The sequence below is a fragment of the Martinezella lusitana genome, from assembly GCF_014207095.1.
GTDB lineage: Bacteria > Pseudomonadota > Alphaproteobacteria > Rhizobiales > Rhizobiaceae > Rhizobium > Rhizobium lusitanum_B.
This window is the reverse complement of record NZ_JACHBG010000014.1, coordinates 49,127-65,664: the sequence shown is the minus strand read 5'-3', so window position 1 is coordinate 65,664 and position 16,538 is coordinate 49,127. Positions and strand designations below refer to the sequence as shown.

The 16,538-nt window shown below is 57.2% G+C and carries 17 protein-coding genes and 1 tRNA gene; 11 read left to right on the top strand and 7 right to left on the bottom strand.

Annotated features, from left to right (window positions below; all coding sequences use genetic code 11):
- Positions 1 to 44: 44 nt before the first annotated feature.
- Positions 45 to 236 carry a hypothetical protein gene (locus tag GGD46_RS23280; RefSeq protein ID WP_184708417.1) on the bottom strand — a complete coding sequence of 64 codons (192 nt, stop codon included), beginning with the start codon at positions 234 to 236 and terminating at the stop codon, positions 45 to 47.
- A gap of 162 nt (positions 237 to 398) precedes the next feature.
- Positions 399 to 656 (bottom strand): GlsB/YeaQ/YmgE family stress response membrane protein, encoded by a 258-nt coding sequence (locus tag GGD46_RS23275; RefSeq protein WP_184708414.1) that lies wholly within the window; start codon positions 654 to 656, stop codon positions 399 to 401.
- A 375-nt stretch (positions 657 to 1,031) separates the two neighbouring features.
- Here GGD46_RS23275 and GGD46_RS23270 point away from each other — a divergent pair.
- Positions 1,032 to 1,107: transfer RNA gene (locus GGD46_RS23270), tRNA-Lys, on the top strand.
- Positions 1,108 to 1,375: 268 nt separating this feature from the next.
- Here GGD46_RS23270 and GGD46_RS23265 read toward each other — a convergent pair.
- The 3 genes from GGD46_RS23265 to GGD46_RS23255 all read right to left on the bottom strand — a co-directional run bounded on the left by GGD46_RS23265 (position 1,376) and on the right by GGD46_RS23255 (position 3,724).
- The gene (locus GGD46_RS23265; RefSeq protein WP_246806453.1) at positions 1,376 to 1,723 is read right to left on the bottom strand and encodes a phage tail protein; all 348 of its coding nucleotides are present in this window, start codon (positions 1,721 to 1,723) and stop codon (positions 1,376 to 1,378) included.
- Positions 1,724 to 1,892: 169 nt separating this feature from the next.
- Entirely contained in the window at positions 1,893 to 2,630 is a 738-nt protein-coding gene (locus GGD46_RS23260; RefSeq protein WP_184708412.1) for a class I SAM-dependent methyltransferase, read from the bottom strand.
- 488 nt (positions 2,631 to 3,118) lie between these two features.
- Positions 3,119 to 3,724 (bottom strand): hypothetical protein, encoded by a 606-nt coding sequence (locus GGD46_RS23255; RefSeq protein WP_184708410.1) that lies wholly within the window; start codon positions 3,722 to 3,724, stop codon positions 3,119 to 3,121.
- 567 nt (positions 3,725 to 4,291) lie between these two features.
- Between GGD46_RS23255 and GGD46_RS23250 the strand changes: the two genes are divergently transcribed.
- Positions 4,292 to 4,771 carry a hypothetical protein gene (locus GGD46_RS23250; RefSeq protein ID WP_246806452.1) on the top strand — a complete coding sequence of 160 codons (480 nt, stop codon included), beginning with the start codon at positions 4,292 to 4,294 and terminating at the stop codon, positions 4,769 to 4,771.
- 462 nt (positions 4,772 to 5,233) lie between these two features.
- Positions 5,234 to 5,434: a hypothetical protein gene (locus GGD46_RS23245; RefSeq protein ID WP_184708406.1), complete on the top strand. Its 201-nt coding sequence runs from the start codon at positions 5,234 to 5,236 to the stop codon at positions 5,432 to 5,434.
- Between the two features lie 534 nt (positions 5,435 to 5,968).
- On the opposite strand, the gene GGD46_RS23240 is transcribed toward GGD46_RS23245, so the two are convergent.
- Positions 5,969 to 6,265, bottom strand: a complete 297-nt coding sequence (locus GGD46_RS23240) for a PsiF family protein (protein WP_184708404.1) — start codon at positions 6,263 to 6,265, stop codon at positions 5,969 to 5,971.
- 271 nt (positions 6,266 to 6,536) lie between these two features.
- Here GGD46_RS23240 and GGD46_RS23235 point away from each other — a divergent pair, with 271 nt between their 5' ends.
- Positions 6,537 to 7,286, top strand: a complete 750-nt coding sequence (locus GGD46_RS23235; RefSeq protein WP_184708402.1) for a cytochrome c biogenesis CcdA family protein — start codon at positions 6,537 to 6,539, stop codon at positions 7,284 to 7,286.
- 72 nt (positions 7,287 to 7,358) lie between these two features.
- Here the strand turns inward: GGD46_RS23235 and GGD46_RS23230 are convergent, their stop codons facing one another.
- Positions 7,359 to 8,561, bottom strand: coding sequence for a UbiH/UbiF family hydroxylase (locus GGD46_RS23230; protein WP_184708400.1), 1,203 nt, complete (start codon positions 8,559 to 8,561; stop codon positions 7,359 to 7,361).
- A 213-nt stretch (positions 8,562 to 8,774) separates the two neighbouring features.
- Here GGD46_RS23230 and pcsA point away from each other — a divergent pair, with 213 nt between their 5' ends.
- From pcsA to GGD46_RS23195, 7 genes are all read left to right on the top strand, one after another.
- Positions 8,775 to 9,500, top strand: a complete 726-nt coding sequence (gene pcsA / locus GGD46_RS23225; RefSeq protein WP_184708398.1) for a phosphatidylcholine synthase — start codon at positions 8,775 to 8,777, stop codon at positions 9,498 to 9,500.
- A gap of 11 nt (positions 9,501 to 9,511) precedes the next feature.
- Positions 9,512 to 10,495, top strand: coding sequence for a quinone oxidoreductase (locus tag GGD46_RS23220; RefSeq protein WP_184708396.1), 984 nt, complete (start codon positions 9,512 to 9,514; stop codon positions 10,493 to 10,495).
- A gap of 41 nt (positions 10,496 to 10,536) precedes the next feature.
- Positions 10,537 to 12,111, top strand: coding sequence for an ABC transporter ATP-binding protein (locus GGD46_RS23215; protein WP_184708394.1), 1,575 nt, complete (start codon positions 10,537 to 10,539; stop codon positions 12,109 to 12,111).
- Positions 12,101 to 13,186 carry an ABC transporter permease gene (locus GGD46_RS23210; RefSeq protein WP_184708392.1) on the top strand — a complete coding sequence of 362 codons (1,086 nt, stop codon included), beginning with the start codon at positions 12,101 to 12,103 and terminating at the stop codon, positions 13,184 to 13,186. Before GGD46_RS23215 ends, GGD46_RS23210 begins: the two co-directional genes overlap by 11 nt.
- Positions 13,183 to 14,103, top strand: coding sequence for an ABC transporter permease (locus GGD46_RS23205; RefSeq protein ID WP_184708390.1), 921 nt, complete (start codon positions 13,183 to 13,185; stop codon positions 14,101 to 14,103). Before GGD46_RS23210 ends, GGD46_RS23205 begins: the two co-directional genes overlap by 4 nt.
- 53 nt (positions 14,104 to 14,156) lie before the next feature.
- A complete protein-coding gene (locus GGD46_RS23200) occupies positions 14,157 to 15,233 on the top strand; it encodes a BMP family ABC transporter substrate-binding protein (protein ID WP_184708389.1) in 1,077 nt (358 codons plus the stop codon).
- 538 nt (positions 15,234 to 15,771) lie between these two features.
- Positions 15,772 to 16,518, top strand: a complete 747-nt coding sequence (locus GGD46_RS23195) for a FadR/GntR family transcriptional regulator (protein WP_184708387.1) — start codon at positions 15,772 to 15,774, stop codon at positions 16,516 to 16,518.
- Positions 16,519 to 16,538 lie beyond the last annotated feature (20 nt).

Sequence of the window (16,538 nt, the reverse complement as noted above, 5' to 3'; positions counted from 1 at the left end):
ACTTGCTTTACCTACGGGCAATCCTGGAATTGGCGCTCAGCGCGCTAGGAGAGGTAAGGTACCTTCCGCTTGGCGGCCATCAACAGGTCCAGTTCGGTAGCAGAAGGGCCGAACTTATAAAACAGGCGTTCGGCTTCATCGTCGTCGAGGCGGTATTTTCGAGCAAATTCGGCGATGCTGTAGGGGCGACCGCGAACGACTTTGCGCGCCGGTATCCGATTGGTGTTTTCCGTCATCTTCCAACCTCCTTTTCGGCTCCATCTCCATAAATAGGGCTGGGGACGGAGTTGAAAAGGCCTTTGGCGTGCGGACTTCAAACGAATGCAACAAAAAAGGGAAGACGGTGTCCGTCTTCCCTTCTCCTCATCCCTAAGGTGGGGTCTTGCCCCGATGCGCCGTTATCTCCTGATCAAGCGCCCGATGAAGATCAGGATGCAGGCGCCGATAAAGCCGGTAATCAGGTAGTTCAACCAGGCGTGGAACGGCAGCCCGATATGGAGAACGCCAAACAGCCAGCTGGCGACGAGAGCGCCAACGATGCCGAGGATGATGTTCATGACAATGCCTGTGTTGCTCTTCATGATCATCTCGGCGAACCAGCCTGCCAGGCCGCCAATGATAATTGCTGCAATCCAACCGACGTGTGCGTCTTCCATAAAAGAACCTCCTGAGGACCCGACGGGTTGTTAACAATAACCGATATACACCAAAAACGATTCGCACCCCAAATCATTGCAGAACGAACGAACCTATCCTTCGATTGCAACCGTCATTATTGAGGGAAATTGTTACGATTGTTCCGGCTGGACTAAGCTGCATTGTCGTTGCGCGTTGTTTTCCCCATAGATTCGAATCTCAGGCTCATGCCCCGTTTCCCGCTGAATTTGCGGGAAACGGCCGCATTCGACTGTCTGGAGATGAGGAAAAGCATCTCGGAGCCACCAAAACCGCAATTTTATGGGTTGACCGCAATGGGGCGTCTGCATATGTTCCGCGCACTTCCAGCCGGGGCGGAAATGCCCGCGGAGAGGGAGAGCGTAGCTCAGTCGGTAGAGCAACTGACTTTTAATCAGTAGGTCATGGGTTCGAATCCCATCGCTCTCACCAAAAATTGCCAAGCTTTTCAATAAGTTGGGTTGGCAAAATTGGTGAACATCATGCGCCATCGGCATTTGCAGGCGCTACATCAAGTTCCTTGTTTTACAGGCGTTTCCAAGGGTTAACGGCAGTTCCGTGGAACATGAACGGCGCATAGAACATGCTACCTGTTACCTTTCGCGCAGAATTACCGCCGCTCATCTCCACTCCTGCCAAAATGTGGATAGTCTCGCACCATGATGTTGGCAGGAGTTTCGTGCGTGCAATTCCCGCTGCCTCATCTGCCCGGCCTCGGTTTAGCGAAATGACATAGGCGTTCCGCCGCGCCGCGCGCGTCGTGATAGGATTGATCCTTCTCGACGGATTGCACCGTGAACATGCTGCGAATTGCGCCTTCCATTGCATCACGGCTGACAAGCATCATTTCCGTGCCCGCCATGGATGCGGCAACAATGCCGTCAAGCTGCGATTGCTCGCCGAACTCTTCGGGAAACAAGACACCTTGAATCGTCACTTCGTCGGACGTTGGTCCGGTCCATTGTTGCGGATCGAAGGTTTGCCCCACGGGTATCTCAACCCAAGGCGTATTTACATTGCGTTTAACGCCCTGATAGCCAAAACCCAACGCCCCGAAGGCGTAGTCTCAAACCATCATCGATGTTACACCCGCCATGATCTACCTGTAATTGAGCGCTTTGGGGGAAGCTGAATTGTCCGAGAATATACAGAGCGAAAAACCAGCTTCGAAAAGCTGGGAAAGCAGATTACCGGAGCGCTGCTCGGCCGTGCAACGATTAGTTCGCGCCCAAACGCCGCAAAATGCTGGACAACAGTGATTTGCGCTGCAGCACCGGCTGCGGTTCAATTACCATGTTCGTCAACTTCGAAGGTAGTTGTACCAGCGCCCCTTCGTAACCCGGCACATCCCACCAATGGCCGTCCTCAGCGGGACGCTCGCGAGTCGGATACGGTCCGGTGCCATCCATCAGCGCGCCGATGTGCTGAATAGGCCAATCGCCAAAGCAATTCTTGACTGCCTGATCGACCTTTTCTCCCGATGAAGGATGACGCAGGCTGTAGTCGTGAAAGGCGGCGGCCAGCGGCAGCTTGTTGAGAGAATAGACCATTTGGATATCGTCCACGACAGCTTCATATCGATGGTCACCGTCAAGGATGATCAACACCGGTCGCTGTTTCAGGACCGCCGTCCGGGCGAAAGACGCTAGCGTGCCGTGGTGTATCGTGGCGTTCTCAAGGAGCATCAGCGAAGAGAGAAGCCGACGAGTGGACAAGATGGAATTCTCATCGATGTCGACCGCAAAGAATGGCCATTTGAACTGTTGACATATGAAGCCCAGCATTGCAGAAAGCCCACCCTTGTAGCAGCCGATCTCAATCACCCCTTCGAAGCCGCGATCACGGTTTTCCATCAGGTAGTTTAGTATGTGATTTTGGTAGTCTAGGGATGTCCATGATTCGCAGCCCGTCTCCTTCGAGACTTTGCGAACGCGATCGAGTTCTTCTCCAAACATCGTCACCTCACTGGTGGGTTAGCGTCTACAAGCACGAAGCAACCGTGAAGGCCTGTCCGTGAAAGCCGAAATCGATAAACGCATTAAACCTTAGGCTTGGATTCCGTTCAAGGCATTCTCGGCATGCACGCAGGGCAAGGAATGCTATCGGGCTCGATGATCGGCTGGACCCGCGGCAGGCCCTGCGGCAGCGCGCGCCTACCTAAAGCCCTTTAATCAGTAGGTCATGGGTTCGAATCCCATTGCTTTCACCATCGGAAGATGTTGATCTTACAATAAAAATCTCATCAATATCTCTCCCGAGCCTAATCTGCGGTTTGCGAAAAACTGATCCTGGTTTGCGAGTTCATTTCGCCTTCCAAGGCTTCGTGATTTACGGGCTGTAGTCGGCTGATCCTATGTTGACCGAGAGGTTCGCATCGAACACCTCCATCAAGGAGAGCCTCTAGCGGAAGATTTCTGGCGAAAGCGCCATCACGCTGTCTTCTTTACGCGCGGCATCCTTCGTGTCCTCGATACCAGTTTTCGAATTCGGCAATGGTGTCGATGCCGTAGTCCATGACGGCTTCGTAGACGAGTGCGCTGGGAATTGACGCGCCGTTTTGCGGAGATTCAGCTAGTGCGGTCTTTATCCGCAAGATCGTTTCCCGATCGTCATCGGTCAGTCGCAGCATCAGGGATTTTAGGTGAGCGATATCGGGCTGCCGCTCCGGTTGGTCGACCAGCCAGATGTCGATGGTCCACATTGTGCGATCTGGGCCCTGAACGGACAGCCAGAGATAGAGCCCGTCCGGATACTTTTCCGGTTCTCTGTTCCACTGGCCGCAATCGTTGCGGAAGCGCACGGCAACCACCTGTTCGGTCATCCTCATGAAGCCGGCACCGAGTGCGCTGAATGCTTCAAGTGCGTCGGCGTCGAGTTTGGCGCAGATAACGGTAATGTCGATATCCCGCCGAACCATCAGACCCATCGCGGAACTTCCAACACGAATCGGCTGTCCAAGAACGGAGAGACACTCATTGAGCTGCAACGCCCGGACGACTTGATCGGCTTGCGCCTGTAGTTGCCCTTGGGTTTCAAGCAGGTCCGACATTCCGTTTCTCCGCTGATACGTTGCAAGATTATTCGATTCCCGTATCGGGGGTACCGAAGCTGGGTTTCGCTTTCAATAGCAGAGAGATACGACCGGCAACATGTGACGGCTCATCGCAAAGGGCCAAGTTCGAATATGCTGGAGCCCAAAGCACTTCTAGGAAGGTGCGCGGCGGCACTCTTATCGCAATGCTTGAAAAGCAATAGGATGAACACGTCCGCAGTTCAAAAACGCGCGGAAGTACGCCGGTTCAGGCGGATATCGCAAGCAAGATCCTGCTTCCCGGAATGATGTATCGCGTTTTTTGATCTCAATCAAAGCGAGAATAAGTATACTAACGATCAGCAAGCTGTATGATCATTTGATTGCCCGACGATGTGCCGAAGGGTTATAGACTGGCCTGATGGCGGTCTGGTTCGCTGTGCGGATTCGTGCCGCCGCACCGGACGTTTGCCATGGCTCAATGGGTATGTTTGGTGCCAAGATTAAGTGGCATGCGCTGCGACGTGGTAGGTCGGTCACAAGCCGGTTGCTGCCGAGATGGCGATTGGCAAAGACGATGGATGCATGATGGAATTCTTGGCTGAGCTGTCTTCGTGGGAAATCTATGCGATCGTTTGCGGGCTGCTCGGGACGGCGGGTGTCCTGCTCGGTGCTATCGCCCGCAGGAAATTCGCGATGGCTGCGAGCCTGCTACCCTTGATCGCGATCGCCATGACGACGCCCGTGACTGAACGCATCGTGATCCCGTATCTCACTCAGCGCTATCCGGTTGTTTTTGCCAACAAGGAGCTGCCTAAGAAGATCGATCAGCAAATCACGCTGAAGAAGATTGATCTAACGGATCGAATCTACAGCTACTTCTATGATCTGGACCTCGATGACGACTGGTTCGATGCGCCTCTCGTCAAATCGGCCCAGATCTCTGATCTATGCGACTTCTTGCTGCCGAAATTCGATTCCGGCGAAGCGTCCCTGGCCAACTACATCTATCAGTTCAAGGGGAAGGACTATTCTTTCTCCGTCGATAGCTCTGACTGCTCGTAGCGGCACTTGTGACCAACCTCGAATGACAATCTGACGCATCGGCCCAACGGCTCGTGAATGCGCGTTTAGCCCGCGGCCAAGTGCCTTCGCCGAACTGCATTTGACTAACACCGGGAAATCACAATCGCCGCTCAAGGGGCTGACGGAGTGCGTCCGGCGAAGGGTGTCAGATCCCTTTCGCCGGACGCTGCGGTAACGGCGCGGAGGCTACCGTCACCGCGTCTCGGCCGCAGTGCGGACGCCGGAGATAGGTTGAGCGTTCCGGGCAGTCCATCCCGGTTCATTCCCTGCCGGCTTATACGAAGGCGGCTGCCGGATAGTTTCATCGGTTCTCATATAGTCTTGAGGGACTCTCATTTTGTGGCTTTCTGCGATCGAAAGCGGCAGCGGAGTGCCCGGCTCATTGCGGAACCTAATGGAATGGTCGTGGTTTCTCTTGCGAACAGAAGGAGAAACAAATTGATGCCTGATCAAACTCGCGATCCAGATTCCCGAAAAGAAAGCAAGCAGCCGCTTGCCAAGATACAACATAGCAAGGCCGATGGCCCGAAAAAGTCGAAAGCCACAGACAAGAAAAGTGCAATTGTCGCCGATCCGCGCAATAGACTTGCAGATGGCAAAGTCGATCCATCAACGAAAGAACGGAAGCCGAACCGCAAGTGATCCCGTGTGGGGACAACACATTTGGCGGCCCTGACTGCGCTTGTCTTGTCCACGAATAGCATGTCAGAAGCTTCGCGTGTCTTGGCAACAGAGCCGGATGCGGCCTATTATCCGATGGTCGCAAGGGATTTGTGATGGCGACGCGGCAGGCCAATGGCACCGAAGCCGATTTCGTCTTTGGTCGCGCAGCCGCCGAGTTTTAACCCTGATCAAAGTCGAAAATAAAACCATGCTGCTTTGCTATGGTTAAGGCAAATTGCGTCTTGGGATACTCGCTGTCGCCGCAGCGCATGAATGCCGCGCCGCAAATTTATCGCCAATGGATGGCTGAGGCTTACCCGCATTATCGACGCATAGTGCGACCAGATGCATCGCCTGCCAAGTGGGAATCTGGATGTACGTTTGCTTTATCGAAAAGATTTCAATGGCAAACGCAGAGTTCTTTATGTGAAAGATGATATAAAATTCAGGTTGGCCAGCTTTGCCGCCATGGCATGGCAAAGCTGGCCCTTAATTAAGGCGAATCCTAAGAGATTACGCCTTGCCGCCGTTCTTCTTGCACTCGCTGCGGAACTTGGCGCGAGCCTTCCCATGCAGCCCCTTGGCATCAGCCTGTGCCGAGCAAGCCTTTGAGACGTCTGTCTGGGCCGGCTTCATTGCCTTTGGCGCCATCGTGGTTGCTGCCTTAGGCGCTGTGGTCATTGCCTTGGGGGTGGTGGTGGCCGCAGGAGCCGTGGTCGTTGCGCTGGGTGTCGTCGCCGTTTGCGCCATGGCGCTGACGCTGAAAAGGGCGGCAAAGGCTGCAGTCGTGAACATAGTAACGAATCGCATAGGGGGACTTCCTCCGCTAACTATTTGGGTGAATGCACATTGTTGGACGAACAACGTCAGCTTGAACCAATATTTTAGCAAAAGCAATTCGTTCGTTGTGCTGCTCCGCAGCTGCGGCAAGCGCCTGCAAATGCCGGGTTTGCACGGATGCGGACCTCTCCCAATTCCGTCAACTTTAAGGCAGTGCGGCGGGGCTTACTCGAAAAGGTGATTGGCTTTCCGCGACTCGCAACGCTAGGAAGAGGGCGAAATGACATAGCCGGAGTTTATCGTGTCGCTTGCCGATATTTCGATCCTCAGTGCCCTGATTGCGGGAGCGCTTTCGTTTCTCTCGCCGTGCGTGTTGCCGCTCGTGCCGCCGTATCTGTGTTACATGGCAGGGATCTCGGTCGAGCAGTTTCGCGACGGTGGAGCAACTGTCGCTGGGCCTAGTGTTCGCGGCAATGTTTTGATGTCGGCGCTGTTCTTTACGCTCGGCTTTGCCACCGTATTTGTCGCACTTGGGGCCGGCGCATCTTCCATCGGCATTCTGTTGCGCCAGCATCTCGATATTCTTTCGAAGATCGGTGGCCTCATCATCGTCGTTATGGGATTGAATTTCCTCGGTGTTTTTCGCATCGGCCTGTTTGCGCGCGAGGCGCGGTTTCAGGGCAATGGAAAGCCGGCGACCCTGACGGGTGCCTATATCATGGGTCTTGCCTTCGCTTTTGGCTGGACGCCGTGCATCGGCCCGGTGCTCGGCGCGATCCTCGGTATTGCAGCGTCACGCGAAACGGTCGGCGCCGGTGCTGGCCTGCTCGCCGTCTATTCGCTCGGGCTTGCTGTTCCGTTCTGGATCGCGGCCGGCTTTTCCGGCGCTTTCATGCGTTTTCTGTCCCGCTTCCGCCGTCATCTTGGCACGGTCGAGAAGATTATGGGAGGTCTGCTCATTTTGACCGGTCTTGCCTTCATCTTCGGTTATGTCAGCGATATGGCCATCTGGTTCCAGCAGACCTTTCCGATCTTGATGAGAATCGGCTGAAACATATCTCCGCCGGACAACCATCGGCAATTCCCGGTGGTTGTCTGGTTCGACGGGATGAGTTCGGACACCTTATCGGTGCAGCTTTTCCCGCAGCTTCGCGGTGAAGCTGCCCATGCTGCCACCGGGCTCGATGCCCTCGCGCATGACCATGTTGCGAAGGGGAGCGATGGCGGAAAGCACATGCAGCCCGGCAGCCCGCAGTACCTGTACCGGTAGGAAACCGGAAAGAAGCGAACGGTTGAGGAGATCGACGCTCGTCGTGCGGCTTATGACGTCGGCGCGGCGCCTGCGGTCGAAGATGTCGCCGGCCGAGGCCTGGATCGGTTGATCGGGGCGACTGCAAAGGATGTCCGACAGCGCCAGTATATCACGCAAGCTCAGATTGAGCCCCTGCGCCCCGATCGGCGGAAAGACGTGAGCCGCTTCGCCGATCAGCACGGCGCGGCCCTTGCCGAAGCGATACGCTGTCATTCCGGAGAGCGGCCACACCTGGACGTTGTCCTCGATCGTCACCCGGCCGAGCATCGATTGCATGCGCTCCTCGACCAGTCGGCTGAGCTCCTCGAGCGATTTTTCGGCATTGGCAGCGGCTTCCGCCGGCTTTTGCACCCAGACGAGGCTGGAGCGATTGCCCGGCAACGGCACTTGCGTGAACGGGCCGCTTTCCGTGTGGAATTCGGTCGAGATATTCTGATGCGGCAGGGTATGCGCGAAGTTCAAAACCATGGCGGATTGCGGATAGGACCAGCCCTTGACCTTGATACCAAGGGTTTTCCGCACTAGCGAATTGCGCCCGTCGCTGCCGACGACGAAGGCGGCCTCGATCGACTGACCGTTGTCGAGACCAATCGTCACGCCGTCATCGCGAAAGGTGATCTCCGAGGCGGTGGCTTCGATGCGGGTGATGTTGCCTTCCGTTTCGATCGCCCTGGCGAGGGTGTCGAGCAGCACGGCATTCGGAATGTTGTAACCGAAGGCTTCCAGGCCGATCTCAGAGGATCGGAACGAGACGGTCGGAGCCCGCAGCAGCCGGGACGTGCCGTCGATGATCCGCATCGTGGTGAGCGCTGCCGTCGAAGGCGCGATCTTGTCCCACAGCGTCAGGCGCTCGAGAAAGCGGATCGATTGATCCATCAGCGCCGTCGTCCGCTTGTCGGCCTTGTTGTGCGGCACAGTCACCAGCGCGACGGATCGTCCGCCGCGCGCAAGCGCGAGCGCTGTGATCATGCCGGCCAGGCCGCCGCCGATGACGGCTACTTCAATCTGCTTCATTTTCGATGCCTCAATTGCCTACAAATCTGAAAATAGACACTTAGCCTGTTGAAATCCATGGGATGAAACATCGCAACGGGTGAAAATGACAGCAAGTCGCGCTAGCGTATTGGGATGAACGCATTTGCGCTGGCGGTATAGACCAAAGGATGCATATTAGCAGGAAAAACCGCTTGCCGGGGCAGGCGCATAAACCGACGAGTCGTGGGGCGGATGAAAATCTTCAATTACAAGCGGGTGCCTTATGCGGAGATGCGTGCATTCTCCGTTCATATCTTGACGGCATCCGGGTCGTTCCTCGCCTTTCTCGGTGTGGTCGCAGCCTCGGAGCATCGCTTCGTCGATATGTTCTGGTGGCTTGGCCTGGCGTTGCTGGTCGACGGTATCGACGGGCCAATCGCCCGTAAGGTCCGGGTCAAGGAAGTGCTTCCGAATTGGTCCGGCGACACGCTCGACAACATCATCGACTATGTGACTTATGTGCTGCTGCCGGCCTTCGCGCTTTATGAAAGCGGCATGATCGGCGAACCCTTGTCGTTTGTCGCCGCCGGCATGATCGTGGTTTCCAGCGCCATCTATTATGCCGATATGGGCATGAAGACCGACGAGTATTTCTTCTCCGGTTTCCCGGTGGTCTGGAATATGGTGATATTCACGCTGTTCGTCATCGATGCCAGTGCGACGACTGCCATGGTTCTGGTTGGCGTTTCCGTTGTCCTGACCTTTCTGCCGATCAACTTTCTGCATCCGGTGCGCGTCAAGCGCCTGCGGCCGCTCAATCTCGGCATATTCCTGTTCTGGTCGGCGCTCGGCATCTATTCTCTGCTGATGAATTTCGTCATGCCGCAATGGGCTGTTGTCCTCTTCATCCTCAGCGGTATCTATCTCTATTGCATCGGCGCCGTGCTGCAGTTTTTCCCGTCCCTCGGGCGCCAGTAGGATTGCTCGCCATGAAGAAGACCAAGGTCATTCGCATCCACGAAAACGGCGGACCTGAAGTCATGAAGCTGGAGGAGGTGGATCTGCCGTCTCCCGGCGCTGGCGAGGTGCAGATCCGCCATGCCGCGATCGGCCTGAATTTCATCGACGTCTATTTTCGTTCAGGCCTCTATAAGGCGCCGCAGTTTCCGTTGTCGCTCGGCAAGGAAGCCGCGGGAACGATCACGGAAGTAGGGCCGGGCATTTCCGATTTCGCCGTAGGCGATCGCGTCGCTTATGTCGGCAGCGATGGCGCCTATAGCATCGAGCGCAACATCGAGACGCGTCATCTGGTCAGGGTGCCTGACGATATTCCGCTCGAAACTGCTGCGTCGATGATGCTGAAGGGTATGACGGCGGAATATCTGCTGAACCGCACCTTTAAGGTCGGTCCAGGAACGACATTGCTGTTTCACGCAGCTGCTGGCGGCGTCGGTCTCATCGCCGGCCAATGGGCCAAGGCACTGGGTGCAGGTACCGTCATCGGCACAGCCGGCTCCGCGGAAAAGGTCGAGCTGGCTTTGAAGCATGGCTACGACCATGTCATTGACTACAGCAAGGAAAGCTTCGCCGATCGCGTCCGCGAGATTACCGGCGGCAAGGGCGTCGATGTCGTTTACGACTCGGTCGGCAGGGATACGTTTCCGCACTCGCTCGATTGCCTGAAATCGCGCGGGATGTGGGTCACCTTCGGCCAGTCGTCCGGCCCGATCGAGAATTTCAACCTGGCGATCCTCAATCAGAAAGGTTCGCTTTTTGCGACGCGTCCAAGCCTTTTCGCTTATGTCGGCACACCAGAAGAGTTGAGAGCCAGCGCCGGGGCGTTATTTGCTGTTGTGCAAAGCAATAAAGTGCGTATCAATATTCATCAGACTTATCCGTTGAGCGATGCAGGGCGCGCGCATGCGGATTTGGAAGCCAGAAAAACGAGTGGAACTACACTACTGATCCCATAGATCCGTAAAGGGCAGGACGGTGGGAAGGAAATGAGGGGAACGTGTCGTCATCCGATGCACCGGCAAGCGGTGCGCTATTGTCGGTTCGCAAACTGACGAAGCTATTCGGCAGTTTTGCTGCCTGCAACGAAATCGATCTTGAAATTCAGCCGGGCGAAATCCACGCTCTGCTTGGTGAAAACGGTGCCGGTAAATCCACGCTCGTGAAGATGCTCTTCGGCGTGCTGGAGCCAACGCATGGCGAGATCGTGTGGCAGGGGAAACCCGCCGGCATCGACTCCCCGGGCACGGCGCGCAAGCTCGGTATCGGCATGGTTTTCCAGCACTTCTCGTTGTTCGAGGCGCTGACCGTCGCGGAAAATATCGCGCTGTCGCTCGACGGCAAGATCCCGATTGCAAAAATATCGGAGGAAGCCGCTAAGCTTTCGCATGCCTACGGCTTGCCTCTCGATCCGAATGCGCATGTGGCCGACCTTTCTGTCGGAGAACGCCAACGCATCGAGATCGTCCGCGCGCTGCTGCAGAATCCGAAGCTGATCATCCTCGATGAGCCGACGTCCGTGCTGACGCCGCAGGAGGCCGACCGGATGTTCGAGACGCTGTTCCAACTGCGGGACGAGGGGCGTTCGGTGCTCTACATCAGCCATCGTCTTGAAGAGGTGCAGCGTATCTGTTCGCGCGCCACCGTGCTTCGTCACGGCAAGGTGACAGGCGCCTGCGACCCGCGCCAGGAAACCACGGGCTCCCTGGCTCGGATGATGGTGGGCAGCGACGTCGCCAGCGTGAAACATGAAGGTCTTGGCAAGACGGGCGATATCCAGCTGGAAGTCGCGGGGCTTTCGGCTCCGGCGCGCACTCCGTTTGCCATGTCTCTGAAGGACGTTTCGCTGCGCGTTCGCGCCGGCGAGGTTCTCGCGATCGCCGGAGTTGCCGGCAACGGCCAGGGCGAGTTGTTCGATGTCATTTCCGGCGAACACACAGTTCCATCCGACAATCTGATCCGCGTGCGCGGCAAGCCGGTCGGCACCAAGGGCATCAATGCACGACGGTTGCTCGGCGCCGGCTTCGTGCCTGAAGAGCGTCATGGCCATGCCGCCGTTACCGCCCTGAAGCTGTCGGACAATCTCGTGCTCGCCCGCAATCAATCGGATCGCAAGACCTTTTTAAGAGGCGGTTTTCTCAACATCATCCGTCACGGCACCATCAAGCAGGCGGCCAAACGGATCTGTCAGGTGATGGATGTGCGCAAGAGCGGCGAAGATCCGGCCGCCGGCGCACTTTCCGGCGGCAACCTGCAGAAATTTATCGTCGGTCGCGAGTTGGATCGGCAACCCAGCGTGCTCGTCGTCAACCAGCCGACCTGGGGCGTGGACGCGGGTGCTGCCAGCCGCATCCGGCAGGCTCTGGTCGATCTTGCTCGCGACGGTTCCGCCGTGCTTGTCATCAGCCAGGATCTCGACGAGATTTTCGAAGTCGCGACCGATATCGCCGTCATCTCGGAGGGACGTTTGTCGCCTGCCTATCCAGCCAGCGAATTGACTCGCGAAAAGATCGGCTTGCTGATGGGCGGCCTGCATGAATCCAAGATGCATTCGGAGCCTGCGCATGCGCATTGAACTTGAAAAGCGCCCGCAGGTTTCGAAATTGTTCGGCCTCCTGTCGCCGCTGCTTGCTCTGGTGCTGGCATTGATCGCCGGCACGATCATGTTTGCTGTGATGGGCAAGGACCCCGTGGAGGCGCTGAACGCCTTCTTCGTCGAGCCGCTGCTTGAAGTCTGGTCGTTGCACGAGCTGGCAATCAAGGCCGGCCCGCTGATCCTGATCGCAGTCGGCCTCTGTATCTGCTACCGCTCCAACAACTGGAATATCGGTGCTGAAGGCCAGTTCACGATGGGCGCTGTCGCGGGATCCATCATCCCGATTATCTTCACCGATTGGCATTCGCCGATGGTGCTGCCGCTGATGCTGGTTGCCGGCGCCATCGGCGGCGCGCTCTATGCCGCCATTCCGGCTTTGCTGAAGGCGCACTTCAATACCAATGAAATCCTGACGAGCCTGATGCTGGTCTATATCGCCCAGCTCTTTCTGGATTGGTTGTCACGCGGCCCGTGGCGTGACCCCCAAGGTCACAATTTCCCGCAGAGCATCGATTTTCCGCCCGAGGCGGTGCTGCCGGCGATATTGGAAGATTCCGGTCGCGCTCATTGGGGTATCGTCTTTGCCGTCGTTGCGGCTATCCTGACCTGGTTCCTGATGAAATACACGCTGAAAGGCTTCGAGATAACCGTTCTTGGCCAATCGGCGCGGGCAGGGCGGTTCGCCGGCTTTTCCTCGCGGAAAATGGTCTGGTTTGCCTTCCTCTTCTCCGGTGCGCTGGCGGGTCTTGCCGGCATATCGGAGGTTTCGGGTTCGATCGGCCATCTGCAGCCGGCGATTTCGCCGGGCTACGGCTTCACCGCCATCATCGTTGCCTTTCTGGCGCGCCTAAACCCTCTCGGCGCCATTCTCTCCGGTCTGGTGCTGGCGCTGACTTATCTCGGCGGCGAGGCGGCTCAGTTGTCGCCCGGCATTTCCGCCAAGGCTGCAAGCGTGTTTCAGGGCCTCCTGTTGTTTTTTGTGCTCTCCTGCGACACGTTGATTTACTATAAGATCCGTCTGGTGTGGTCGCGGGTTCGGGGAGGTGCTGCATGAGCGTCTTTGAAGCAATCCTCCTGACCATCATCACCGCATCGACACCGCTCGTGATTGCTGGTCTCGGCGAACTCGTAGTGGAGCGGTCCGGCGTGCTCAATCTCGGCGTCGAGGGCATGATGATCATCGGCGCAGTCGCCGCTTTCGTCGGTGCGCAGATGAGCGGTTCTCCCTATGTCGGCCTACTTGTCGGTATCGCGGCGGGCGCGCTGTTTTCACTGCTGTTCGGTTTCCTGACCCTGACGCTGGTAACGAACCAGGTGGCGACCGGCCTGGCGCTCACCATCCTCGGCCTTGGCCTTTCGGGCATGATCGGCGAGGGATATGTGAGCGTACCCGGTGTGCAGTTGCGGGAGATCGCCTTCCCGTTCTTGTCGCAGATCCCGTTCTTCGGGCCGGTGCTTTTCAAGCAGGACCTGACGTTCTATCTCTCGATCGCGCTGCTCATCGGCGTCAACTGGTTCCTGTTCCGCAGCCGTGCCGGCCTGAAGCTTCGCGCCGTTGGCGATAGCCATGGCTCGGCGCACGCGCTCGGCATCGATGTCATTCGCACGCGCTATTTGGCCGTCATGTTCGGCGGCGCCTGCGCAGGGCTTGCCGGCGCACAATTGTCGCTGGTCTATACGCCACAATGGGTCGAGAACATGTCTGCCGGTCGCGGCTGGGTGACGCTTGCCCTCGTCGTCTTCGCATCCTGGCGGCCGGCGCGCGTCATGGCCGGCGGCTATCTATTCGGCGCCGTGACGATCTTGCAATTTCATGCGCAGGGCTTCGGCGTGGGCATTCCCTCGCAATTCCTGTCGATGCTGCCCTATGCAGCGACTATTGTGGTTCTCGTCATCATCTCTCAAAATCGCCGTGCGACCTTGATCAACACGCCAGCCTCGCTCGGCAAAGCCTTCGTTCCGGAACGCTAGCGACAATAGCCGGACGGATTTCACCAAACCATGTCAAACCAACAGGGGTAACCATGAAGAAACTAGCACTCGCACTCGCCACGACCGCCGCTGCCATCGTTGGTTTCGCCGCCGCGGCCGAAGCAGCGCCGACCAAGGTCTGCTTCGTTTACGTCGGCTCGCATACGGACGGCGGTTACTCGCAGGCGCATGATCTCGGCCGCCAGCAGGTCCAGAAGGAATTCGGTGACAAGATCGAGACGCCTTATCTCGAAAACGTACCGGAAGGCCCGGATGCGGAGCGCGCCATCGAGCGTCTCGCCCGTTCCGGCTGCTCGCTGATCTTCTCCACTTCGTTCGGCTTCATGGATGCGACCGTCAAGGTTGCCGCCAAGTTCCCGAAGGTGAAGTTCGAGCATGCGACCGGCTTCAAGAGTGGCCCGAACCTCGCGACCTACAACTCGCGTTTCTATGAAGGCCGTTACATCCTGGGCCAGATCGCCGCCAAGACGTCGAAGAACCATGGTGCCGCCTACATCGCGTCCTTCCCGATTCCGGAAGTCGTGATGGGCATCAACTCCTTCGAGCAGGGCGCCCGTTCCGTCGATCCGAGCTTCAAGCTCAAGGTGGTCTGGGTCAACACCTGGTTCGACCCCGGCAAGGAAGCCGACGCAGCGAAGGCCATGGTTGACCAGGGTGTCGACATCCTGACGCAGCATACAGACACCACCGCTCCGATGCAGGTTGCTCAGGAGCGTGGGATCCACGCTTTCGGTCAGGCGTCCGACATGATCGCCGCCGGCCCGAAGGCTCAGCTGACCGCTATCGTCGACACCTGGGGTAACTACTACTCCAAGCGCGTTCACGCGCTGCTCGACGGTAAGTGGAAGTCCGAGCAGAGCTGGGATGGCTTGAAGGACGGCATCCTGAAGATGGCGGACTATACCAACATGCCTGACGACGTGAAGAAGATGGCTCAGGAAACCGAAGCCAAGATCAAGTCCGGCGAGATCGCACCCTTTACCGGCCCGATCAACAAGCAGGATGGCACGCCTTGGCTGAAGGCTGGCGAAAAGGCCGATGACGGCACGCTGCTCGGCATGAACTTCTACATCGAAGGCGTTGACGACAAGCTGCCCGCATCGAAGTAAGCAGTTTGACTTGATAGGTTGAAGAAAGGGGCGCTCTTGGTGCCCCTTTTTGTTGCACTGCATGAATGAATGATCGTCTATGAAGATATTACTGTATGATTTTTTGCCTCCTGCTCTGGCGGTAGCTTGAGGCATGGGTGAGCGGTGTTGCCAGGTTTGCGAGTGTAACCGCGGTGGCATATCTGTCTGTTTCAAGCCAAGGCCAGAAGCCGGAGCTTTCGTTGCGGGTCTATTCGGAATCGTTTTTTCCATTTATACATCAGCAGGATACCAGACTACCGCAGTAGCGCCGAACGTGATGCTGTGGTCATGGGAGGAACAGCGCGTGCAGGAGGAGCGGGGTTCGGCGGAGGAACACTCTTTGGAATTTTCAAACAAGGCTCGTATGCGAGCCGTACCGTCGTCACAGCGATTCTGTCAGGCTTTCGGATGAGAATACTGACCCGCTTGGCGCTATCGGCCGCTATTCCAATGCAGACTGTTTTCCTCTTGCTCTCCCGTTTCATTCGATACTTCGCCTGGGGAAAGGACAGCGTGCTTGAGCGGACGATTGCTTGACAACCGACAATCCGGAGGAAGGTCACGGACGAGCCACGCGCAAGTGGTCGACGAGCTCGGCAAGGCGATCGTCGCGGGCGCATTTCCGATCGGCAGCATTCTTCCGGGCGACAGCGAGCTTCTGCAGCGCTTCAAAGTGTCCCGTACCATTCTGCGCGAGAGCATGAAGACCCTGGCGGCCAAAGGTATGGTCGTGCCGCGGGCACGCGTCGGCACGCGCGTCACCGAAAAGATCCACTGGAACATGTTCGACAACGAAGTGCTGAGCTGGCACTTCGAAAACGGCGTCGATCAGGAGTTTCTCCTCCATCTCTACGATATACGCATGGCGTTCGAACCATTCGCCGCCGGCCTTGTTGCTGAACGGGCAAGCAAGGAGGATATTGATCTGCTGCGCCGACTTGCGGCAGCTTTGGCGAACCCGGAACATACGTCTGACAGTCTGGCCGTTGCCGACCTGCATTTTCACCTCGCCATTACGGAGGCCTCGCAGAATCCGTTCATGCGATCGCTGGGCGGGCTTATCGAGGCGGCGCTGGTCGGCATGTTCCGCATGAGCGCGCCGCCTGCCAGCAATGGCTTCGGCAATATCGCAGAAACTCACACGGCCATCGTCGATGCCATTGCTGCGCGGGATAGCGCGGGGGCCCGTAGGGCCATGGAATTCGTGATCATTGATGGGAAGCAGCACGTGCTTGAAGCCTTTGCCGCGCTGGCCGAAACTTGAGAACTGTTTCCAATTTCTCC